19 protein-coding genes are annotated in these 18,954 nt (G+C 62.2%); 7 read left to right on the top strand and 12 right to left on the bottom strand.

Annotated features, from left to right (window positions below; genetic code table 11):
- Positions 1-8 precede the first annotated feature (8 nt).
- Entirely contained in the window at positions 9-824 is an 816-nt protein-coding gene (gene nth, locus C5J24_RS17805) for an endonuclease III (protein ID WP_105419720.1), read from the bottom strand.
- A gap of 36 nt (positions 825-860) precedes the next feature.
- On the opposite strand from nth, the gene C5J24_RS17800 reads away from it, so the two are divergent.
- From C5J24_RS17800 to C5J24_RS17790, 3 genes are all read left to right on the top strand, one after another.
- Positions 861-1,343, top strand: coding sequence for a DUF2244 domain-containing protein (locus C5J24_RS17800; RefSeq protein ID WP_105419718.1), 483 nt, complete (start codon positions 861-863; stop codon positions 1,341-1,343).
- A 147-nt stretch (positions 1,344-1,490) separates the two neighbouring features.
- Entirely contained in the window at positions 1,491-2,372 is an 882-nt protein-coding gene (locus tag C5J24_RS17795; RefSeq protein ID WP_105419716.1) for a bifunctional helix-turn-helix domain-containing protein/methylated-DNA--[protein]-cysteine S-methyltransferase, read from the top strand.
- Positions 2,373-2,533: 161 nt separating this feature from the next.
- Complete coding sequence (locus C5J24_RS17790) at positions 2,534-2,782, top strand: PilZ domain-containing protein (protein WP_105400081.1); 249 nt, start codon at positions 2,534-2,536, stop codon at positions 2,780-2,782.
- A 41-nt stretch (positions 2,783-2,823) separates the two neighbouring features.
- Here the strand turns inward: C5J24_RS17790 and C5J24_RS17785 are convergent, their stop codons facing one another.
- On the bottom strand, positions 2,824-3,777 hold the full coding sequence (locus C5J24_RS17785) for a sugar-binding transcriptional regulator (protein WP_371674637.1): 954 nt from the start codon (positions 3,775-3,777) through the stop codon (positions 2,824-2,826).
- Positions 3,778-4,011: 234 nt separating this feature from the next.
- Here C5J24_RS17785 and tal point away from each other — a divergent pair, with 234 nt between their 5' ends.
- Entirely contained in the window at positions 4,012-4,977 is a 966-nt protein-coding gene (tal, locus tag C5J24_RS17780) for a transaldolase (protein WP_105419712.1), read from the top strand.
- An 86-nt stretch (positions 4,978-5,063) separates the two neighbouring features.
- On the opposite strand, the gene C5J24_RS17775 is transcribed toward tal, so the two are convergent.
- The 3 genes from C5J24_RS17775 to C5J24_RS17765 form a co-directional block, all read right to left on the bottom strand.
- A complete protein-coding gene (locus C5J24_RS17775) occupies positions 5,064-5,861 on the bottom strand; it encodes a class I SAM-dependent methyltransferase (RefSeq protein ID WP_105419710.1) in 798 nt (265 codons plus the stop codon).
- Positions 5,862-5,985: 124 nt separating this feature from the next.
- Positions 5,986-7,281 (bottom strand): MFS transporter, encoded by a 1,296-nt coding sequence (locus C5J24_RS17770; RefSeq protein WP_105419708.1) that lies wholly within the window; start codon positions 7,279-7,281, stop codon positions 5,986-5,988.
- Between the two features lie 76 nt (positions 7,282-7,357).
- Positions 7,358-7,759 (bottom strand): MarR family winged helix-turn-helix transcriptional regulator, encoded by a 402-nt coding sequence (locus tag C5J24_RS17765; RefSeq protein WP_105419706.1) that lies wholly within the window; start codon positions 7,757-7,759, stop codon positions 7,358-7,360.
- 218 nt (positions 7,760-7,977) lie between these two features.
- Here C5J24_RS17765 and C5J24_RS17760 point away from each other — a divergent pair, with 218 nt between their 5' ends.
- Entirely contained in the window at positions 7,978-9,357 is a 1,380-nt protein-coding gene (locus C5J24_RS17760) for a hypothetical protein (RefSeq protein ID WP_105419704.1), read from the top strand.
- A gap of 131 nt (positions 9,358-9,488) precedes the next feature.
- Here the strand turns inward: C5J24_RS17760 and lysS are convergent, their stop codons facing one another.
- The 3 genes from lysS to C5J24_RS17745 form a co-directional block, all read right to left on the bottom strand.
- Positions 9,489-10,988, bottom strand: coding sequence for a lysine--tRNA ligase (gene lysS / locus C5J24_RS17755; protein ID WP_105400087.1), 1,500 nt, complete (start codon positions 10,986-10,988; stop codon positions 9,489-9,491).
- Positions 10,989-11,168: 180 nt separating this feature from the next.
- A complete protein-coding gene (gene gltX, locus C5J24_RS17750; protein ID WP_105419702.1) occupies positions 11,169-12,626 on the bottom strand; it encodes a glutamate--tRNA ligase in 1,458 nt (485 codons plus the stop codon).
- 129 nt (positions 12,627-12,755) lie between these two features.
- Positions 12,756-14,528, bottom strand: coding sequence for an SLC13 family permease (locus C5J24_RS17745; RefSeq protein WP_105419700.1), 1,773 nt, complete (start codon positions 14,526-14,528; stop codon positions 12,756-12,758).
- 206 nt (positions 14,529-14,734) lie between these two features.
- Between C5J24_RS17745 and C5J24_RS17740 the strand changes: the two genes are divergently transcribed.
- Positions 14,735-15,277 carry a glutathione peroxidase gene (locus tag C5J24_RS17740; RefSeq protein ID WP_105419698.1) on the top strand — a complete coding sequence of 181 codons (543 nt, stop codon included), beginning with the start codon at positions 14,735-14,737 and terminating at the stop codon, positions 15,275-15,277.
- Positions 15,278-15,315: 38 nt separating this feature from the next.
- On the opposite strand, the gene C5J24_RS17735 is transcribed toward C5J24_RS17740, so the two are convergent.
- The 4 genes from C5J24_RS17735 to C5J24_RS17720 form a co-directional block, all read right to left on the bottom strand.
- Positions 15,316-15,678, bottom strand: a complete 363-nt coding sequence (locus tag C5J24_RS17735; RefSeq protein ID WP_172724028.1) for a hypothetical protein — start codon at positions 15,676-15,678, stop codon at positions 15,316-15,318.
- A complete protein-coding gene (locus C5J24_RS17730) occupies positions 15,675-15,941 on the bottom strand; it encodes a DUF6516 family protein (RefSeq protein ID WP_245446682.1) in 267 nt (88 codons plus the stop codon). Before C5J24_RS17730 ends, C5J24_RS17735 begins: the two co-directional genes overlap by 4 nt.
- Positions 15,942-16,036: 95 nt before the next feature.
- Positions 16,037-16,801 (bottom strand): TerC family protein, encoded by a 765-nt coding sequence (locus C5J24_RS17725; protein WP_105420114.1) that lies wholly within the window; start codon positions 16,799-16,801, stop codon positions 16,037-16,039.
- Between the two features lie 98 nt (positions 16,802-16,899).
- A complete protein-coding gene (locus C5J24_RS17720; RefSeq protein WP_105400092.1) occupies positions 16,900-17,601 on the bottom strand; it encodes a TetR/AcrR family transcriptional regulator in 702 nt (233 codons plus the stop codon).
- Positions 17,602-17,736: 135 nt separating this feature from the next.
- Here C5J24_RS17720 and C5J24_RS17715 point away from each other — a divergent pair, with 135 nt between their 5' ends.
- Positions 17,737-18,951 carry an HlyD family secretion protein gene (locus C5J24_RS17715; protein WP_105419692.1) on the top strand — a complete coding sequence of 405 codons (1,215 nt, stop codon included), beginning with the start codon at positions 17,737-17,739 and terminating at the stop codon, positions 18,949-18,951.
- Positions 18,952-18,954 lie beyond the last annotated feature (3 nt).

The following is an 18,954-nucleotide window of genomic DNA, read 5'->3' as shown; positions in this document are numbered from 1 at the left end:
TCGCCGCTTTACTCGACGGGCTCGCCAATGAGCTGCTGCGGCAATTCCACAAGCGGCGCCGGCACGTCGACGGTCTTTTCCGGTGAGCGACAGAGATCGGCAATCACGCAGCGCTCGCATTCCGGTTTTCGCGCCTTGCAGCAATAACGGCCGTGCAGGATCAGCCAGTGGTGGGCGTGGAAGAGATACTGGTCGGGGATCACCTTCAGGAGGTTTTCCTCGACCTCGTCGGGCGTCTTGCCCGGTGCCATCAGGAGCCGGTTGGCGATGCGGAAGACATGCGTATCGACTGCCAGCGTCGGCACGCCGAAGGCCATTGACATCACCACATTCGCCGTCTTGCGGCCGACGCCCGGCAGGCGGATCAGCTCTTCGCGCGTTTTCGGCACTTGAGAGCCGAACTCATCGATCAGCATGCGACAGAGCGCGATGACGTTCTTCGCCTTGTTGCGGTAGAGCCCGATCGTCTTGATATACTGGGTGACGCCTTCTTCACCCAGCGCCAGCATCTTTTCGGGCGTATCGGCGACCTTGAACAGCGCCCGCGTCGCCTTGTTGACGCCTGCATCGGTCGCCTGGGCGGACAGTGCCACCGCCACCACAAGCGTGAACGGGTTTACGTGCTCCAGCTCGCCCTTTGGCTCCGGCCGCTGCACCGAAAAGCGGCGGAAAATCTCCTCCATTTCCGCCTTCGTATAGGCGGACTTGAAGCGCTTCGGCTTGGTCGCCGCCCTGGGTGCGGCTTTGGGTGCGGCCTTGCGCTCGGGCGCGTGATTTGACTTTTGCGAGGTGCTGGTTTTGGATTTGATCTTTGGAGTCTCCATATGCCTGTATAGGCATCCCGCAGGAGGGAAATCAACGTGGACGTTTCCGAGGAACAGCCCGTTTTCGCAGCCGAACTGACGCCCTACCGTTCGCTTGGCAGAACGGGCTTTCGCGTCGTGCTGGTGCTGACGGGCGGCATCTGCCTTCTCTATGGCGGCTTTTTCCTGATTACCGGCGCCTATCCGATCGGCTTCTTCTTCGGGCTCGATTTCCTCGGCCTCTACATCGCCCTGAAGATGAGCTACCGCTCGGGCCGCGCGCGCGAGGAAGTGACTGTCTCGCGCAGCAACCTGTCGATCCGGAAATTCTCGCCGGTGGGGCGTGTGGTGGAGCACCGTTTCAATCCGTTATGGGCGCGCTTCAACGTCCGCCGTCACGAGGAGTTCGGCATCACGTCCATGTCTGTGACGGGCGAGGGACGCGGCACCGATATCGGCTCTTTCCTCAATCCGGACGATCGGGAAAGTTTCGCCAAGGCCTTCAGAGGAGCCCTGGCGACCGTCAAGCAGCGGGTCTAAGTGGGTTGGAAAACCTGCAATAGGGCAAGAAACGGGTGGTTTCGGTCAAGCCGAAGGCGCATCTAAGCAGCATACCAGTTGCACAGCGATTTTTGCGCGCCCAAGGTCCAGGTTGGCCGGTGCGCGGCGCTGCAGAGGAGATAGATCATGAACGCTCTCGCCCAGATCGATTCGCCGCCTATCGACGTGACGCCCGATGGTTCCGACTACGAAACCGTCAGCCGCGTCATCGAGATGATCACGCTCGATTACCGCGACCAGCCGTCGCTCGAGGCCATCGCTTCCGAGCTCGGCCAGTCGCCGACCCAGCTCCAGAAAGTATTCACCCGTTGGGCCGGGTTGTCGCCCAAGGCTTTCCTTCAGGCCGTGACCCTCGACCATGCCAAGCGCCTGCTCGGCAAGGAGGAACTGCCGCTGCTCGAAGCCTCCTACGAGCTCGGCCTGTCCGGTCCCGGCCGCCTTCACGACCTGTTCGTTACCCATGAGGCGATGTCGCCCGGCGAATGGAAGGCGCGCGGCGGCGGCCTGACGATCCGTTACGGTTTCCACCCGTCGCCCTTCGGCGAGGCACTGGTCATGGCGACGGATCGCGGCCTCTCGGGCCTTGCCTTTGCCGATCTCGGCCATGAACAGGCCGCGCTCGACGACATGATGCGCCGCTGGCCGAATGCCGAATACGTTCCCGACCAGGAGATGACGGCGCCTTATGTCGGCCGCGTCTTCGACCGTGCGAACTGGTCCTGCGACCGGCCGCTGAAGGTCGTGCTTATTGGTACCGATTTCCAGGTTCGCGTCTGGCAGAGCCTCCTGAAGATCCCGTTCGGCAAGGCCGTCACCTATTCCGACGTCGCCAACGATATCGGCCAGCCGACCGCCAGCCGCGCGGTGGGTGCGGCTGTTGGAGCCAACCCGATCTCGTTCGTGGTGCCCTGCCACCGGGCGCTCGGCAAGAGCGGCGCGCTGACCGGATATCACTGGGGGCTGACGCGCAAGCGGGCGATCCTGGGATGGGAAGCGGGAAATGCGTAAGGGGCCGAACGCTTGAGTTCAGCGTTCAGGTTCCATTGCCGGCCTGCGAGAGGCAGATACCAAGTCGCCTGCAAAAGTCATGGACGGCCTCTGAGGATTGCGGGATTGCCCATTGGGGCATATAAGCGATACCTGAAGTAATCGTCGAAGGACGCGGTCAGGTGCATGAGCGCAAATACCAGAGATCGAAAAGCTTTCTAGGCGCCAAGATCATCTTCAATGGCGATCATTCGGCCTTCGACTGCATCGTCAAGGAAATCTCGGCCGGCGGCGCGTTGATCAAGATCGAGAATGCCCTGTCCGTGCCGGAAAGCTTCGGTCTCGCCCTGTCGGATGGTCGACGTTTCGAATGCGAAGTCCGCTGGCGGCGGATCAATTCCCTCGGAGTAGAGTTCCTGACGGCTGCCTGATTGCCCGTTCGTTCACGCGCGGCCGGTAGTGCAGCCAGGGGTCAGGCCGCCCCCTGTGCGCTCTCGGAGGGTTCGTTCAGCCGCAACAATTCCTTGGCCGCAGTCTCATCGGTGATCAGCGTGTGGCACCCGATCCTGCGGATCGTGGCGCGGATCGCGACCGCCCGGTGCGCGCCACCCGATGACAGCACGATGTGCCGGGCCTTTTTCAGCGTATCGAGATCCACCGACATCACCCGCTCGTTCAGCTTCTGATCCACGGAGCGGCCTTCCTCGTCGAGAAAGTTGAACATCGTATCGCAGACGCAGCCGGCGGCGATCAGCCGGTCGAGTTCCGCCTTGGAGATGAACCCTTCCGACAGCGAGGTGGAATGCGGGCCGATGTCGCCGCAGCTTACCACTGCGAGATCGAGATTTTCGGCAAGGTCGTAGATCGTCTTCAGCCCGCATTCCTCGATCAGCGCCCTTTTGGTCTTGACCGAGTCGACCAGAAGCGGGGCGAGGAACATGTAACACTCGGCACCGAGCTGGCCCGCGAAACGCCAGGTGTAATCGATCGGATTGGTCTGGTGTACGGCGACGATGCCACCGAGCAGCGACACGACCTTGCAGTTCTTCCGCCGCGGTGGGCGAAAGCTGCCGAGCGAAGCGGTCATCGTGCGGCCCCAGCCGACGCCGATGGTCATGTCGTCCTGCACCACTTCGGAGAGGAATTGCCCCAGCGCCAGCCCGACCGAGCTGGCGAGCGCCGCAGCGCTGTTGTCGCGCGGGGCGGGCACGACCACGGCCTCGTCGAGGCCGTAAGCCTTTTCCAGCCGGATCGCCAGCTCGACGCAGGTATCGATGCCCTCGCTGATCCAAATCTGCACCTCGGAGCGCTTCATCGCCTCGTCGAGCAGGCGGATCACCGTCGAGCGGCTCAAGCCCAGCCGTTCGGCGACATCTTTCTGCGTCAATCCCTGGTTATAATAAAGCCACGCCGCCCGCAGCCTCATGGAGGCGGCTTCGGAATAGGCGGTGTGGGTCTCGCGTCTGAGCCTAGCCAACGGGCCTCCGGGACGATGATGGACAAGCGAGATGATACTTGTTCCAACTGACACATATGTCAATTCCGAAGGACAAATGTCTTGACTTTTTAACCGCGGGCGGGGGATAGTTCTTACCAACGCGCCGGAGGAGCTAAATCGCGCAACAGGCGTTTAGTTCTCCATATATCGAGGAATATTCGGATGACGTCTAAACTAGAGCAGCTTCGTTCCATGACCACGGTCGTTGCCGATACCGGCGACATCGAGGCGGTCGCCCGCTTGAAGCCCGTGGATTGCACCACCAACCCCACCATCGTCCTGAAGGCGCTCGGCACGCCCATCTTCGCCGACAAGGTCCAGGAAGCGATCGCCTGGGGCCGCAAGCAGTCCGGCACGCCGGATGCCGTCGTGTCCGCCGTGGCCGACCGCCTGGCGATCGCCGTCGGTGCCGCTCTGTCCGAGCTGGTCCCGGGCCGCGTTTCGACCGAAGTCGATGCCGACCTTTCCTTCGACACCGAAGCGTCGATCGCCAAGGCCCGCCAGATCATCGCCTCCTACAAGGAGCGCGGCATCGAGCGTGACCGCATCCTGATCAAGCTCGCCTCCACATGGGAAGGCATCCGCGCCGCGGAAGTGCTGCAGAAGGAAGGCATCGACTGCAATCTGACGCTTCTGTTCTCCCAGGCCCAGGCAATCGCCTGCGCCGAAGCCAAAGTGTTCCTGATCTCGCCCTTCGTCGGCCGTATTCTCGACTGGTACAAGAAGTCGACCGGCCAGGACTACACCGCCGAGACCGATCCGGGCGTCGTCTCCGTGCGTGCCATCTACAATTACTACAAGGCGAACGGCATCAAGACGATCGTCATGGGCGCCTCCTTCCGCAACGCGGGCGAAATCGAAGCGCTGGCCGGCTGCGACCGCCTGACGATCAGCCCGGCTCTGCTCGACGAGCTCGACAAGGACACCGGCAAGCTGGAGCGCAAGCTCGTGCCGGAAACCTTCAACGCGGAGCCGTTGCAGTCGCTCGACGAGAAGTCCTTCCGCTGGATGATGAACGAGGACGCCATGGCGACCGAAAAGCTGTCGGAAGGCATCCGTGCCTTCGCCAAGGACCTCGCGTCGCTGCGCCAGATGGTCAAGAAAGAACTGACCCTCGCGGCCGCCTGATACCCGCTTCCACCGCCGGCATGAAGAAAGGCCCGTCTCGCGACGGGCCTTTTTGTATTTGGCGAAGGCTCAGGTCCGCGCCGGGATCAGTCCGGCTTTCTGCTGACGAACAGGCCGGTTTCCTTCTCCACCTCGAGCACGCCGTTGCCGCGCTCGAATGCGGCGGCGATTGCTTGCCGGAACGCGTCCAATTGAGCCTCGTCCGCGCCGTCGCCGGGTGGGTAGGAAGTCAATGCCAGAAACACGTCCTCCGGATCTGTAATCCGCATTCTTGCCGGGTGCTGGGAGAAGGTCACATCGCCGAACCTCGCGCGCATCAACTCCTCGGCCTTGTCGTATCCGAAAACGGCCGCGCTCGGATCGAATGGCTCGCTGCCGAACACGGTGGTGAGTTCGTAGATCCCGCGCATGTTGCCGATGCCATTGGTGGTGACGGCGAGACAACCGCCTGGTCTCAGCACCCGGAACATTTCCGCGATTCCGGCTGCGGGATCGGGCAGATGGTAGAGCATGTGCATGGCAATGATGACATCGAAGCTATCGTCGTCAAAGGGCAGGGCGGCGGCCTCCGCCTGATGGCCCGTCACTGATCCGAACGCAAGCTGGGTGGAACGTGCAACGGCTTCTTCCACCATTCCGGCAGACTGATCGGCGAGCGTGAGGTCGAGATTTTCAGGTATATCGTTGATGACGGAGGCCCAGAACCAGGCCGGGCCGCAGCCGATATCCAGGACACGGTCACCCTCCCGCAGGGGCAGTTGCCGCGCAACCCACGGAAACCAACCGGTTTCGGCGATCGTATATTCCCTGTTGAGGCGTCCGCGAGCAGCGAGCTTGCTGCTGTCGGCATATTGAACGACATTGCCCGAGGTGATCGACGACATGATGCCTCCTGCGGCGATGGCGGGTCGCTTTGCGCACCGGATATCATATCCGGCGAGTTTGCAGTTTTGCAACGGCAGGTAATCTCCGGCGGCGAATGACGGCCGCCGGAGAGGTGTAGCGTGATCAGGCCGGCTGCGGTACCAGCTTGGCGGTACCTGGCTTGCGCAGCAGCAGGACGGAAACCGCGGCGATCATGCACATCACGCCGGCGATCTGCAGGGCCGGCATGTAGGTGTTGAAGTCGCTCTTCAGGAACCCGGCACCGAAGGCAGCCGTGGCCGCGCCGATCTGATGGCCGGCAAACACCCAGCCGAAGATCAGTCCGGCCCGTTCGCGGCCGAATTCGGCGGCGGCGAGCTTTACGGTCGGCGGTACGGTCGCCACCCAGTCGAGGCCGTAGAAGATCGCGAAGACCGACAGCTCGACGAAGCTGAAGCCGGAGAGGGAGAGGTAGACCAGCGACAGGCCGCGCAGTCCGTAGAACCAGAACAGCAGCCAGCGATTGTCATAGCGGTCCGACAGCCAGCCGGCGAAGATGGTGCCGAAGAAGTCGAAGATGCCGATCACCGCAAGCGTGCTGGCAGCGGTGACCGCTGCCATGCCGAAGTCGCCGCAGATCGAGATCCAGTGGGTCTGGATAAGCCCGTTTGTCGAGAGGCCGCAGACGAAGAACGTGCCGAACAGAACCCAGAAGGTGCCGCTCTTCGAGGCGTGGCCGAGCGCGCCGATAGGCGAATAGAGCGTCGCCAGGAACTTGTGGTCCTGCTTCGGCGCCGGCGTCACCGCAGTCTCGCCATAGGCCGGCAGGCCGACATCGGACGGATAGTCGCGCATCAGGAGCAGGACCAGCAGCATTGCGGCGGAGATGACGACGACCGTAAAGGTGAGCGCTGTGCGCCAGCCATAGGCTTCCGTCATGGCGGCGAGCAGCGGCAGGAAGACGAGCTGGCCAGTGGCGTTGCTGGCGGTCATGAGGCCGACGACAAGGCCGCGGCTCTTGGAAAACCAGCGGGTCGCGACCGTCGCACCGAGGACCAGAGCCGTCATGCCGGTGCCGACGCCGATGACTACGCCCCAGAGCGCCACGAGCTGCCAGACCTGGGTCATGAACAACGACAGGACAATACCGCCCATGATCAGAGCCAGGGCAAAGGTGACCACCTGGCGGACGCCGAAATGGTTCATGAAGGCGGCGGCGAACGGTCCGAGCAGGCCAAAAAGCACGAGGCGGACGGCCATGGCCGAGGAGATGTCGGCGATATCCCAGCCGAACTCCTGATGCAGCGGCTGGATCATCACACCGGCCGAGCCCATGGCGCCGGCGGTCGCGAGCATCGTCAGGAATGTGGTGATGGCGACCACCCATCCATAATGCAGATTTCTGGCCGCCATCCATTGGGCGGCGCGATTGGAGATCATGATCTGTCCCTTTCCTGGTCGATGCCGCACCGGCAGCGTGATAAAAATCGGGTATATACCCGCTTCTGGTTAAAAATCAGAGGGCCGCAAGCAGTTCCTGCAGTTGTCTGGTTTTCTCGGTCCCGAGCCGGGCCTCGATATCGTCCTGGACGCTGTCCCACAGCGGCGCGCCCTTTTTCAAGATCGCATGGCCCTGCGGCGCGACGGTCAACATCGCTTCCCGCTGATCCTCGCCATGGCCGATCGCCACCAGACCCATGCGCTCCAGCACCTTGGCATTGCGGCCGACCGTCGACCTATCCAGTTCCACCTGGACGGCGAGATCGGTCAGCGAGATCGGCGCCAGCCGGTTGATGTTGCGCAACAGGCTGAACTGCCCGATGTTGACGCCGAGCGGCGCCAAGGCCTCGTCGTAATAGGACGAGACCTTTCGGGAGGCTTTGCGCAGCAGAATGCAGTGGCAGGTATCGTTCGGCATGGAGCGGGTATATACCCGCGGTTCGATTTGCGCAAGAGGGATGCATCAAAAGCAGGTGCGTTCCGGATTGAAGCAGGCCACCTGCGAGAAACTCCCCCAGAGGGCGAAAAGAGCCCCCCGGCTTAAAGCTTCCTCAACAAGAATAGGCGAATATCCCGGCACTATTCCATCCTGTTGTTCTGCGTAAAAATGGAGTTGAGCATGCCGGAGTTCGGCAAGTGAAGGGTCTGAAGTTCCGGTTTTCCAAGAAGCTCGTCTTCATCCTCATGGGCAGTATCGTCGTGCTCGGCGGTGGCAGCGGCGCGGCGGCTGTGCTCATCGGCGCAGACAAGATCCTCGGCCCCTCCTATCTGGAGATCAACGGGCTGGAATGTACCGCGCTCGAAACGGTCAAGATCAAGCGGGACCAGCGTTACTGGATCCGCAAATATGTGGTGAGCGACGAGGCCGGTGACGGACTGGCGCGCATCCGCACGGCCTTGCGTGTCGCCAAGGCGGTCCAGGAGAAGGAAAAGGCCGATCTCGTCCAGGTGGCGATGATCGACAAGGCCGGCCCCCGCGATCGTGCCCAGATGCGCGGCCGCGCGATCGGCGCCCAGGTCGTCTATATTCCAGACCCGAAAAAGGCGCCCGAAGGCACCGATGCCCAGCCTTATTCGGCATACTACCTCGACGGTACCGCCAATTCGAACGGCGAATATTACGGCATGCGCATCGACCTGCCGCTCGAGGATGTCGAGGCGCTTACCGCCCGGCTGACCGATCACGCCGATTGCGTCGGCCCGGTCGTCGCCACGCCGGAAGGCGAGCACGGCCAGAAGCCGAAGGCTGACGGTCACGGCGCGCCGAGCGCACCCGCCGGCCACGGTGAACCGGTCGCGAACGGTCACGGCGCTCCGGCGGACGTTCACGGCGCTCCGGCCGAGGGGCATGGCGGCGAGGTCGCTGCCAAGGAGAGCGGCGGCTTCTTCAGTTCCGTCACCGGCATGATCTTCGGCTCTGGGCAGGAAGCCCCTGCGCAAGACCATGCACCCGCCGGCAATCCTGCCGCCGCTGAAACCCATGCCGCCGCCCCGGCTGCGGCCGCCCACGCTGCCCCAGCAGCCGCCGCGCACCTGGCACCCGCAGCACCGAACAAGTCCGTCGCCCATCAGGCCCCCAATCAGGGCCAGGGCAACCAGAAGCCGGCCGCGGCTGCCCAGGTCGCATCCGCCGAACCGAAAAAGGAAGAGGGCGGTTTTCTCGCCTCGATAATGGGCATGTTCTCCGGCGGCGGCGAGCAGGAGAAACCCGCTGCAGCCGCGGTTGCCGCCAAGGCATCAGAACCCGCGCCCGCGCCCCGCACGTCTGCGGAAGGCGGCAAGCGCTGGTCGAAGCAGACCGATGGCGACGCCGTTCGTTCCGACGCCAAGCCGCCGGAAACGGCGCATGCCGAAGCGGCTCCCGCCAAGACCGCCGGCGCCACGGACGCGGACGCCGCTGGCGCCGAATGGCTCGCAAAGCTCAGGGGCCAGCCGGCTCCGGCCGCACCCGCGAAACCCGCCCAGGCGGCGTCGACTTCGGATGCGAAGGGCTCGGCTGAGAAGGTCGTGCATTGAGAGGGGAGTAAACCGAGCTCTCCGTCGTCATCCTCGGGCTCGACCCGAGGATCCAGCATCCGCAGTGCCCAGCCGGTGGATCCTCGGGTCGAGCCCGAGGATGACGACTGGGGTGGCGGAGGCCAACCCTATCAATCCGCCTTGGCGCGTCTCGCCGGGAACAGGATCACGTCGCGGATCGACGGTGAGTCCGTCAGGAGCATGACCAAGCGGTCGACGCCAATGCCGAGGCCGCCGGCGGGCGGCATGCCCTGGTCGATCGCATCCAGGAACTCGTCGTCGAGCTGCTTGTCCTTCTCGCCGCGGGCATGGGCCTGTTCGAGCTGCTCGACCATGCGCTTGCGCTGCTCTTCCGGGTCGTTGAGCTCGGAGAAGGCGTTGCCCAATTCCCAGGCGTTGCAATAGGTCTCGAAGCGTTCGACGAGGCGCGGTTCGCCCGGGACTTCCTTGGCGAAGGGCGAGATGTCCTTCGGGAAATGCGTCACGTGGCTCGGCTGGATCAGCGTGCCCTCGACCTTTTCCTCGAAGATGAAGGCGAGGCATTCGCCCCAGGTCCAGTCCTTCTCGACCGCAAAGCCGGCGGCCTTGGCGGCGGCGCGGGCTTCCTCGTCGGTCTTCATGGCAAGGAAGTCGATACCGGTCGCTTCCTTGACCGCATCGGGCATGGGCACGCGCTTGAACGGGCCCTTGAAGGACAGTTCCTTGTCGCCGAACTTCACTTCGGTCGTGCCGTGGATGGTCATGGCCAATGTCGAGAACATGCGCTCGACGAGGTCCATCATGTCCTCGTAGTCGGCATAGGCCCAGTAGCACTCCATCATCGTGAATTCGGGATTGTGCCGGGTGGAGACGCCTTCGTTGCGGAAGTTACGGTTGATCTCGAACACCTTGTCGGTAAGGCCCGAAACCAGCGTGCGCTTCAGGAACAGTTCTGGCGCGATGCGCAGGTACATGTCGAGCTTCAGCGTGTTGTGGTGGGTCTTGAACGGTTCCGCGGTGGCGCCGCCGTAGATCGCCTGCAGCATCGGGGTCTCGACTTCCATGAAGCCGTCGTTTTCCATGAAGCGACGGATGCCCGAGACGATGCGGCTGCGCTGCTGGAAGCGGAGCTTGGACTCTTCGTTGGTCATGATGTCGAGATGGCGCTTGCGGTAGCGCAGCTCGATGTCCGACAGGCCGTGCCACTTTTCCGGCATCGGGAGCAGCGACTTGGTGAGCATGGTGATGTTCTGGGCGTTGATGGTCAGCTCGCCGCGCTTGGTGCGGCGCACGACGCCTGTCACGCCGATGATGTCGCCGATATCGACCATCGGCAAAAGGTCGCGCGCTTCCTGCGGCGTGGTGTCCTTGTGGGAGAAGATCTGAACCTTGCCGGATGCATCGTGGATGTCCATGAACATGCCGGAATTGCGCGAGGAATAGACCCGGCCGGCGACGGTGACGATATCCTGCGTCTCGACGTCCGCTTCCAGGTTCTTGTATTTCTCGGCCAGCTCCGCATTGGTCATCGTCCGGTGGAAATGCGCCGGATAGACGTCGCCGATCTTTTCGCGAAGCAAAGCGAGTTTCTGGGCGCGCACCTGGGTGGCGTCGGAGGAGAGGGCGGTTTCGGTCGTCGTGTTGTCGGTCATCGTGTTTCGCCTTCTTCGGGCAGGTTTATGTTGTTTCGCCGGTGCGGCTGGCTCGGCGTAACCCTCCCCCTTGTGGGGAGGGTCGGAGCAAAGCGACAGGGAGGGGTTTTCCTGAATTCAGGAGGAAAGGCCCCTCCCTAACCCTCCCCTCAAGGGGGAGGGGACCCGTCGCGTATGCTTTTACTTTCCGCCGCCTACCATCGAGGCCACCACCGTCGCCGCGACCTTCAGCCGCTGGCGAACCACCGAGCGGCCGAGCAGGGCCATTGAGTCGAACAGCGGCAGCGAACGGGACGAACCGGACATGGCGACGAACAGCGGCGGGGTGACGACGCGCAGTTTCTTGCCGAGACGGTCGGAAATGGCGCGCAGCTCGGCGTCGATCGTTTCGGTGTTGAACTCGAGCATCTTTTCGAAATCCGCCTGCACCGTATTGATGATCTCCAGCGTTTCCGCCGGGCTCGTCTTCAGGCCAGCAAACGAAGCAGGCGTCAGGCCGACATCGTTGGACAGGAGGAAGCCGGCAAGGTTCGGCAGCTCGCCGAGCCTGGAAATTCGGCTCTGCGACAGTTTCAACCCTTCGGTCAGGCGCTGGTTTTCCATCGCCCATTCGAGCGTCCGCGCGATGAACTCTTCCGGAGACAGCTTTTCACGCAGCCAGCGGCCGTTCAGCCAGTCGAGCTTCTGGATGTCGAAGATCGCGCCGGCCTTGGAGAGGTTGTCCGGGTCGAACTTTTCAATCAGTTCGTCCATGGTCAGCATCTCTTCGCCCTCGGCGATCTGGATGAAGAATAGGCCCAAAAAGTTCATCAGCGCTTCCGGCAGATAGCCGAGCGCGGAATAATAGGAGATCGAGGTCGGGTTCTTGCGCTTCGACAGCTTCGACTTGTCGGCATTCCGCATCAGGGAGAGGTGCATGAACACCGGCTGTTCCCACTCGAAATACCGGTAGAGCAGGATGTGCTTCGGCACCGAGGCCAGCCATTCCTCGCCACGCGCCACGTGGGTGATCTTCATCAGATGGTCGTCGATGACGTTGGCCATGTGATAGGTCGGCATGCCGTCGCCCTTGATCAGCACCTGCATGTCGACCGAATCCCACGGGATCGAGACGTCGCCGTAAACGCCGTCATGGAAGTCGCAGGAGCCCTCTGTCGGGATCTTCATGCGGATGACCGAGCCTTCGCCCGCCGCCATCTTGGAGGTCACTTCCTCGGCCGTCAGGTTCAAGCAAAGACCGTCATATTTCGGCGGCTTGCCGGCGGCGCGCTGCCCCTCGCGCATCTGCTCCAGGCGCTCCGGCGTGCAGAAGCAGCGGAAGGCGTGGCCCTTGTCGAGCAGCTGCTGGGCATAGGGCTGGTACATGTCCTTGCGATCGGACTGGCGGTAAGGGCCATAAGGTCCGCCGACATCCGGGCCTTCGGCCCAGGTCAGGCCCGTCCAGCGCAGCGCGTCCAGAACCTTCTGCTCGAATTCTTGCGTCGAGCGCGTCGCGTCGGTATCCTCGATGCGCAGGATGAATTCGCCGCCATGTTTCTTGGCGAAGAGATAGTTGAAGAGCGCGATATAGGCGGTGCCGACATGCGGCTCGCCGGTCGGCGAGGGGGCGATGCGGACGCGGGGCTTCGTGGCGATCATGAAGAATGCTCTATCTGTGGCGGCCGGGAAGGCGCCAAGCCTGTTTTTGAAATGCGGATTGGCGCAGGCTTAGGCCATATTCAGCCGCGAGCGTCAAGGTTTTTGGCGGCAAGGTACTTGGCCGCAGCCCTACCTCACCGGCCAGACATAGAGCAGCGCTGGCACGCTGACGAGGATGATCAGGAAAGAAAGCGGCAGGCCGAGCCTCGGATAGTCGGAGAACTTGTAGCCGCCGGGGCCGAAGACCAGCGTGTTGCATTGGTGGCCGACCGGGGTGAGGAAGTCGCAGCCGGCGCCGATCGCCACCGCCATCAGAAACGCCTCCGGCCGAAAGCCGAGACTGGTGGCAAAGCTCGCGGCGATCGGCCCCATGACGAGCACCGTCGCGGCATTGTTGAGGAACGGCGTCACCGCCATGGCAGTGACAAGGATCAGCCCCAGGGCACCCCAGGCCGGAAGCGTCGCGGCCACCTGGCCGAGCCAGCCCGCGATCAGCTCACTGCCACCGGTCGTCCTTAGCGAATCCGAAACGGGGATCAACGCCGCCAGCATGACGAGGATCGGGCCGTCGATCGACTTGTAGAAGTCGTTGAGCGGGATCGCCCGGAAAACGACCATGCCGAGGGCGGCGGTAAAGAAGGCGACGGGAACCGGGGCGATGCCAACTGCGGTCGCGGCCATGGCAAGCGCCAGGATGACCAACGGAATGAAGGCACGCCGCTGCGTCCCGAGCAGGATTTCACGCTGGGCGAGAGGCAGCAGGGAAAAATCCTGCAGCACCGCGGGCAGGTTCTTCCGGCTGCCCTGCAGCACCAGCACGTCGCCGGCCATCAGCGTCAGCTCGCCCAGCCGCTGCTTCAGCCGTTCGCCGCGCCGGCTGATCGCCAGAAGATTGATGCCGCGCGTGTAGGAGAGCGCCAGTTCCTTGGCAGACAGACCCTTGAGCGATGATTCCTGGGTAATGATTGCCTCGACCGAGATCACGTCCGTCTGCGCCTGGCCTTTTTCCTTCAGCGGTTTTCCGGACAGTTTCAGCCTGCCGCCGGAGACGATCCGGTCGAGCGCCTTCGAAGGGCCTTCCAGCATCACCACGTCGCCTTCGCGCAACGTCAGGTCCGGAAAGGGCGACATGCGGGACGTCCCGCGCAAAACGGCAGTGGCCAGCACTTCGCCGTCGGCATGCTTCAGAAGGTCGCTGAGCGGCTTTTCCAGCATCGTCGAGTCGGCGGTCAGGGAGACCTCGGACGTGTAATCGGTGATCTCCACCGCCTCTTCGATCGAGCTGTTCTCCCGGGTGCGGCTCGGCACCAGCCAATGAAAGAAGAGCAGGAAGGTGATGCCGACGACGGTCAGGATCGACCCCATCGGCGTGAAATCGAACATCGTGAAAGACGTACCGGTCAGCTCTTCGCGCAGCCGCGAGACGACGATATTGGGCGAAGTGCCGATCTGTGTCATCAGTCCGCCGAGCAGGGCGGCGAAAGCCATCGGCATCAGGTATTTCGACGGCGAGGCGCCCGATTTCCGGGCGAACTGGAAGGCGACCGGCATCATGATCGCCAGAGCGCCGATATTCTTGATGAAGGCGGAAAGCACCGCCACGACGATCATCAGCAGCGCGAGCTGCGTGTGCAGCGTGTTGAGGTTCGGGAAGAATTTCTTTATCGCGGTATCAACGATGCCCGACCGCGCCACGCCGGCGCTGACCACCAGCGCGCTGCCGACAATGATGACGATGTCGTCCGAGAAGCCGGAAAACGCCTTGCCGACCGGCACGACGCCGAGCGCGACGGCCAATACCAGCGCGCAGCAGGCGACCACATCATAGCGGAACCGATCCCAGATAAAGACTGCCATCATGATGGCGATGACGGAAAACGCGAGGATCTGCTGAGTGGTCATGCCGCCCTTGACGTCGAGAGGTCCAGCGGGAGAATCACCGCTGGCAGAAGGATGGAGATGGTGCGGTCGCGCAGCCGATCAATGTGGTGAGGCTTAAAGTTCCAGCGCAGTGGGCGCAAGAGGGACCCTATCCACTGGACAACGCAGGTCGCTTCGCTAGGGTATGGCCGTGGGGCTATTGAATTGTTTTGAATGGAGATTTGTCGATGACTGATGTTTTGAACGTGCCGGTGAAGCTGGCCGATGGCCGCGAGACCACGCTTGCCGAATACAAGGGCAAGGTGATGCTGGTCGTCAACGTCGCCTCGAAATGCGGCCTGACCAAGCAGTATGAAGGCCTCGAAAAACTCTACGAAGACAAGCGCGGCGATGGTTTCGTGATCACCGCCTTCCCGGCCAACAACTTCAAGGGCCAAGAGCCCGGCACCGACGCGGAGATCGTCGAATTCTGCCAGCTCACCTATGACGTCAAGTTCCCGATCTTCTCGAAGATCTCCGTGAAGGGCGAAGACAAGCATCCGCTCTACCAGGGCCTCACCGGCTCCGGCGTACCGACCACCGGGGACGGCCCGATGAAGGAAAAACTGCGGGGCTTTGGCATGGAAGTCGAAGATGGCGAGATCGTCTGGAACTTCGAAAAATTCCTGATTGGCCGCGACGGCGAGATCAAGGCCCGTTTCGCGCCCGATGTCGACGCGCAGGACAGCCGGCTGGTCGACGCGGTCGAGCGGGAACTGGCGAAGAACTGAGCGGCCCGGCAAAGCCGGAGCAATTCTTTGCCTTCCAACTAGGCCGCTTCAGTGATCGCCATTTCTGCCGTGATGCGATCCCAGGGAACCTTGACCAGACCCTCCGCGGTCTTTTCGATTAGACCGACCTCGGCCAGAGCGACCACGTCGGCATGGACCCCGCGATAATCCCGCTTCAGGGAATGAGCGAGCTGGCGGATCGAGGAGGTGCCAGCCGCTTTCAGGGCACGCAGAAGCCGCCAGCGATTGGCGGTCAGCACCTTTAAGAGAAGATCCATGCTTTCGAAGGCGATCTCGCCCGGCTGCAGGCTGAAATCGCCGGCGTCGATCCGTGCTCCGGCCCTTGTCGCGTTTTCGAAAAACGCGTCCATATTAGAAACGTGGATCCGAACTTCGCTCATACCTTCAACTCCCGGCGGACATCGTCTTCGAAATCCCCGATCATCCGTTCGAGGCTCTCGAAACGATAGGGTTCCTCATGATCGCGATAATGGCGATGATCGCCTTTGCCAGCTTCGTTGTCGTAGCCAATAATTCGCTCTCCCGGGCGTCCGAAGAAAAGCGAATATTTCAATCCATGTGGACGTTCCACGTTGGGATCGGGAAGCTGCCAGACCTTCATCTGGATGATCCTTCCATCATCCAGATGAAATTTCCGATCCATGATTAGGGTCGCTCGCGCCATTTGATGCTTTATCTAGCATATGCTGAATATGGCATCAAGGTGATGCTCGACTTGATGGAAGGGAAACGCCACCATCAATGCAGCGTCTGCCCGCCGCCCTTCTTCTTGCGGGCGTTCTTGGCGAACATGTTGAGCGCTTCCACCGCCGCGGAGAAGGCCATGGCGGCGTAGATGTAGCCCTTGGGCACGTGCACGCCAAAACCTTCGACGATCAGGGTGCCGCCGATCATCAGCAGGAAGGCGAGCGCCAGCATGACGATGGTCGGGTTTTTCTCGATGAAATTTGCAAGCGGGGTGGCGGCGATCAGCATGACGGTGACGGCGGCGAGGACGGCGACCACCATGATCGGCAGATGCGGGGTCATGCCGACGGCGGTGATGATGCTGTCGATCGAGAAGACGAGGTCGAGCAGCAGGATCTGGCCGATCGCAGACGCAAAGCTCATCTTCAGTACATCCTTGCCGGCGCCGACCAAGTCTTCCTTGTGGTCGTCGACATCGACGGAGTGGTGGATTTCCTTGGTCGCCTTCCAGACGAGGAATAGACCGCCGGCGATCAGGATCAGATCCTTCCACGAGAAGCCGTGGCCGAAGGCCTCGAAGAGGGGGTTGGTGAGCTGGACGATCCAGGCGACGGTGCCGAGCAGGGCGAGACGCATGACAAGCGCCAGGCCGATGCCGATCTTGCGGGCACGCTCACGATTTTCGGGCGGCAGCTTGTTGGTGAGGATGGAGATGAAGATGAGGTTGTCGATGCCGAGCACGACTTCCATGACGACGAGGGTGACAAGCGCCACCCAGGCGGCCGGATCCTGAACCAGCACGACGATATCCTGCATCAACATTCCCTTCTTTCAATCTCAAGGCGTAATTGCCTGACCGATTTAAGGGCTGATGAGCGGAAGACAAGAGGAGGTTGCGCTACAACCTCCTGAAATCAGGCATGTTCTTTCGTTTTTGCGGTCACGGAATTGTCATGGACGCCATACGCTGCCATGAAAACCCGGATCGCTCCGGTAACGACGTGGTCGATCTCGTTGAACGGCGGGACGTCGTCGAGATCGCCGAAAAGGCGAAGCTTGAAGAAGGTGCCGCTTACCATGTCGACGAATTGACGGGCTGCGAGATCGGTATCCTCTACCTTGAGATTGCCGAGCTCCACGTGGCGTCTGATGAAATCCTCAAGCACGGTGCGGACGTTCTGGGTCGGCGAATTGAAAAAATGCCGACAGAGGCTCGGCAGGCGATCGACGACGCCGATCACCGTACGCATCGCCTCGATCACCTGCGATGCGGTGATGTGCGTCGCAAAACCCATGCCGAAACGGTAGAGGCCGTCCTCGACCTCCTCGCTGCCTGCAAGGATGTCGCGCATGCGCAGGGTAATCCGTTCGCGCTCACGGGCGATAATCGCGCCGAACAGGTCTTCCTTATTCTGGAAGTAGACGTAGATCGTCCCTTTCGAAACACCTGCCTCGCGGGTGATGTCGTTCATGCTTGCCGCGTCGAAGCCGAGCTTCATGAAGACGCTTTTCGCCCCGTCGATAATCTGCTCCCGTTTCGCCGGGTCCTCGCCCGCTGCGAAACGTCCGGCGGGAACCGGATCACACCTTTCCAGTTTCCTTGTCTGCCTGGCCATTTCGATGCCCTTTTTTAACCTTTTCGAACCGAGCGGTTCGATTGCCCTTGATATGTGTCATCGATGGGTCTATGTCAAGCTCGCTGAACCGATCGGTTCGATGGAATACGACGCTCCCAAGACGGTAGATACAAGATGACGTCCTCTCAGAATTCCGGCGCACTGCGCGCCGTGACGACGGAAAACGCTGGCCTTGCCAAGGTTGAGGCCCTTAAGGACTCGCCGGCTGCGGAACAGCCCGCGACGGCCGAGGCGATTGCGGTTCCCGCGGTCGCCAAGGCGCCTGAAAAGAAGAAACGCCGCAGTCTGCTGTTGCCTGTCATCGCGCTTGCCCTCCTCGGTGGCGCTGGCTGGTATGGTTACAACTGGTGGATCGATGGTCGGTTCCTGGTTTCCACCGACGACGCGTATGTCGAAGGCGATATCGCGGTGATCTCGCCAAAGGTGTCCGGTTATGTCGCCAAGGTCAATGTCGTCGAGAACCAGGCCGTCAAGGCGGGCGAACCGCTCGTCACGCTCGACGACGGCGATTATCAGCTTGCACTTCGCAAGGCACAGACGGCTATCCAATCCGCCAATCTCGCCGTCTCCCGCATCGACGCGCAGATCGTCGGCGGCGAAGCGGCGCTGAAGCAGGCCCAGGCCCAGCAGGGCGCTCTCGAAGCCGCGGTTCGCGGTGCCGAAATCACCCAGAAGCGCGCGACGAGCCTGCAGGCAAGTGCGGTCGGCACCGCCGCGGCGCTCGACAATGCGGAGATCGCGCTTGAACAGGCCCGCGCCAATCTCGTTGCCGGCCAGGCGGCGGTCGCGTCGGCCCAGGCCAATATCGGCCTCCTGCGTGCCCAGCGCGACGAGGCGGTCAATACGATCCATACTCAGGAGCTCGCCCGGGACCAGGCCCAGCGTGATCTGAACTTCACGGTCCTGAAAGCGCCCTATGACGGCGTCATCGGCAACCTCTCGGTCCAGACGGGCGATCTCGTCTCGACCGGCAAGCGGCTCGCGTCGCTGGTGCCGCTGACCGAGCTCTATATCGAGGCGAATTTCAAGGAAACCCAGCTCGGCAACCTGCAGCCGGGTTCCAAAGTCCGCGTGCATGTGGATGCTTATGAGGATCACAACATCACAGGCACTGTGGTGTCGATCGCGCCGGCTTCCGGTGCCGTCTTCTCGATGCTGCCGCCGGAAAATGCCACCGGCAACTTCACCAAGGTCGTGCAGCGCGTTCCGGTTCGCATCTCGATCCCGAAGGAAGACCTCGAACGCCAGCGCCTTCGTGCCGGCTTGAGCGTCGTCGTCGACGTCGATACCCGGACCGCGCCCGGCATCAGCGCCGTCGCTGCCAAGTAAAGA

Source organism: Neorhizobium sp. T25_27 (assembly GCF_002968565.1).
Classification (GTDB): Bacteria; Pseudomonadota; Alphaproteobacteria; order Rhizobiales; family Rhizobiaceae; genus Neorhizobium; species Neorhizobium tomejilense.
This window is presented reverse-complemented; position numbering and strand designations above follow the sequence as displayed.

Coding starts and splice junctions, on each gene's coding strand:
- nth (WP_105419720.1), bottom strand. CDS start 824: ATGGAGACTCCAAAGATCAAATCCAAAACCAGCACCTCGCAAAAGTCA.
- C5J24_RS17795 (WP_105419716.1), top strand. CDS start 1,491: ATGAACGCTCTCGCCCAGATCGATTCGCCGCCTATCGACGTGACGCCC.
- C5J24_RS17785 (WP_371674637.1), bottom strand. CDS start 3,777: ATGAGGCTGCGGGCGGCGTGGCTTTATTATAACCAGGGATTGACGCAG.
- tal (WP_105419712.1), top strand. CDS start 4,012: ATGACGTCTAAACTAGAGCAGCTTCGTTCCATGACCACGGTCGTTGCC.
- C5J24_RS17775 (WP_105419710.1), bottom strand. CDS start 5,861: ATGTCGTCGATCACCTCGGGCAATGTCGTTCAATATGCCGACAGCAGC.
- C5J24_RS17770 (WP_105419708.1), bottom strand. CDS start 7,281: ATGATCTCCAATCGCGCCGCCCAATGGATGGCGGCCAGAAATCTGCAT.
- C5J24_RS17765 (WP_105419706.1), bottom strand. CDS start 7,759: ATGCCGAACGATACCTGCCACTGCATTCTGCTGCGCAAAGCCTCCCGA.
- lysS (WP_105400087.1), bottom strand. CDS start 10,988: ATGACCGACAACACGACGACCGAAACCGCCCTCTCCTCCGACGCCACC.
- gltX (WP_105419702.1), bottom strand. CDS start 12,626: ATGATCGCCACGAAGCCCCGCGTCCGCATCGCCCCCTCGCCGACCGGC.
- C5J24_RS17745 (WP_105419700.1), bottom strand. CDS start 14,528: ATGACCACTCAGCAGATCCTCGCGTTTTCCGTCATCGCCATCATGATG.
- C5J24_RS17740 (WP_105419698.1), top strand. CDS start 14,735: ATGACTGATGTTTTGAACGTGCCGGTGAAGCTGGCCGATGGCCGCGAG.
- C5J24_RS17735 (WP_172724028.1), bottom strand. CDS start 15,678: ATGAGCGAAGTTCGGATCCACGTTTCTAATATGGACGCGTTTTTCGAA.
- C5J24_RS17730 (WP_245446682.1), bottom strand. CDS start 15,941: ATGGATCGGAAATTTCATCTGGATGATGGAAGGATCATCCAGATGAAG.
- C5J24_RS17725 (WP_105420114.1), bottom strand. CDS start 16,801: ATGCAGGATATCGTCGTGCTGGTTCAGGATCCGGCCGCCTGGGTGGCG.
- C5J24_RS17720 (WP_105400092.1), bottom strand. CDS start 17,601: ATGGCCAGGCAGACAAGGAAACTGGAAAGGTGTGATCCGGTTCCCGCC.
- C5J24_RS17715 (WP_105419692.1), top strand. CDS start 17,737: ATGACGTCCTCTCAGAATTCCGGCGCACTGCGCGCCGTGACGACGGAA.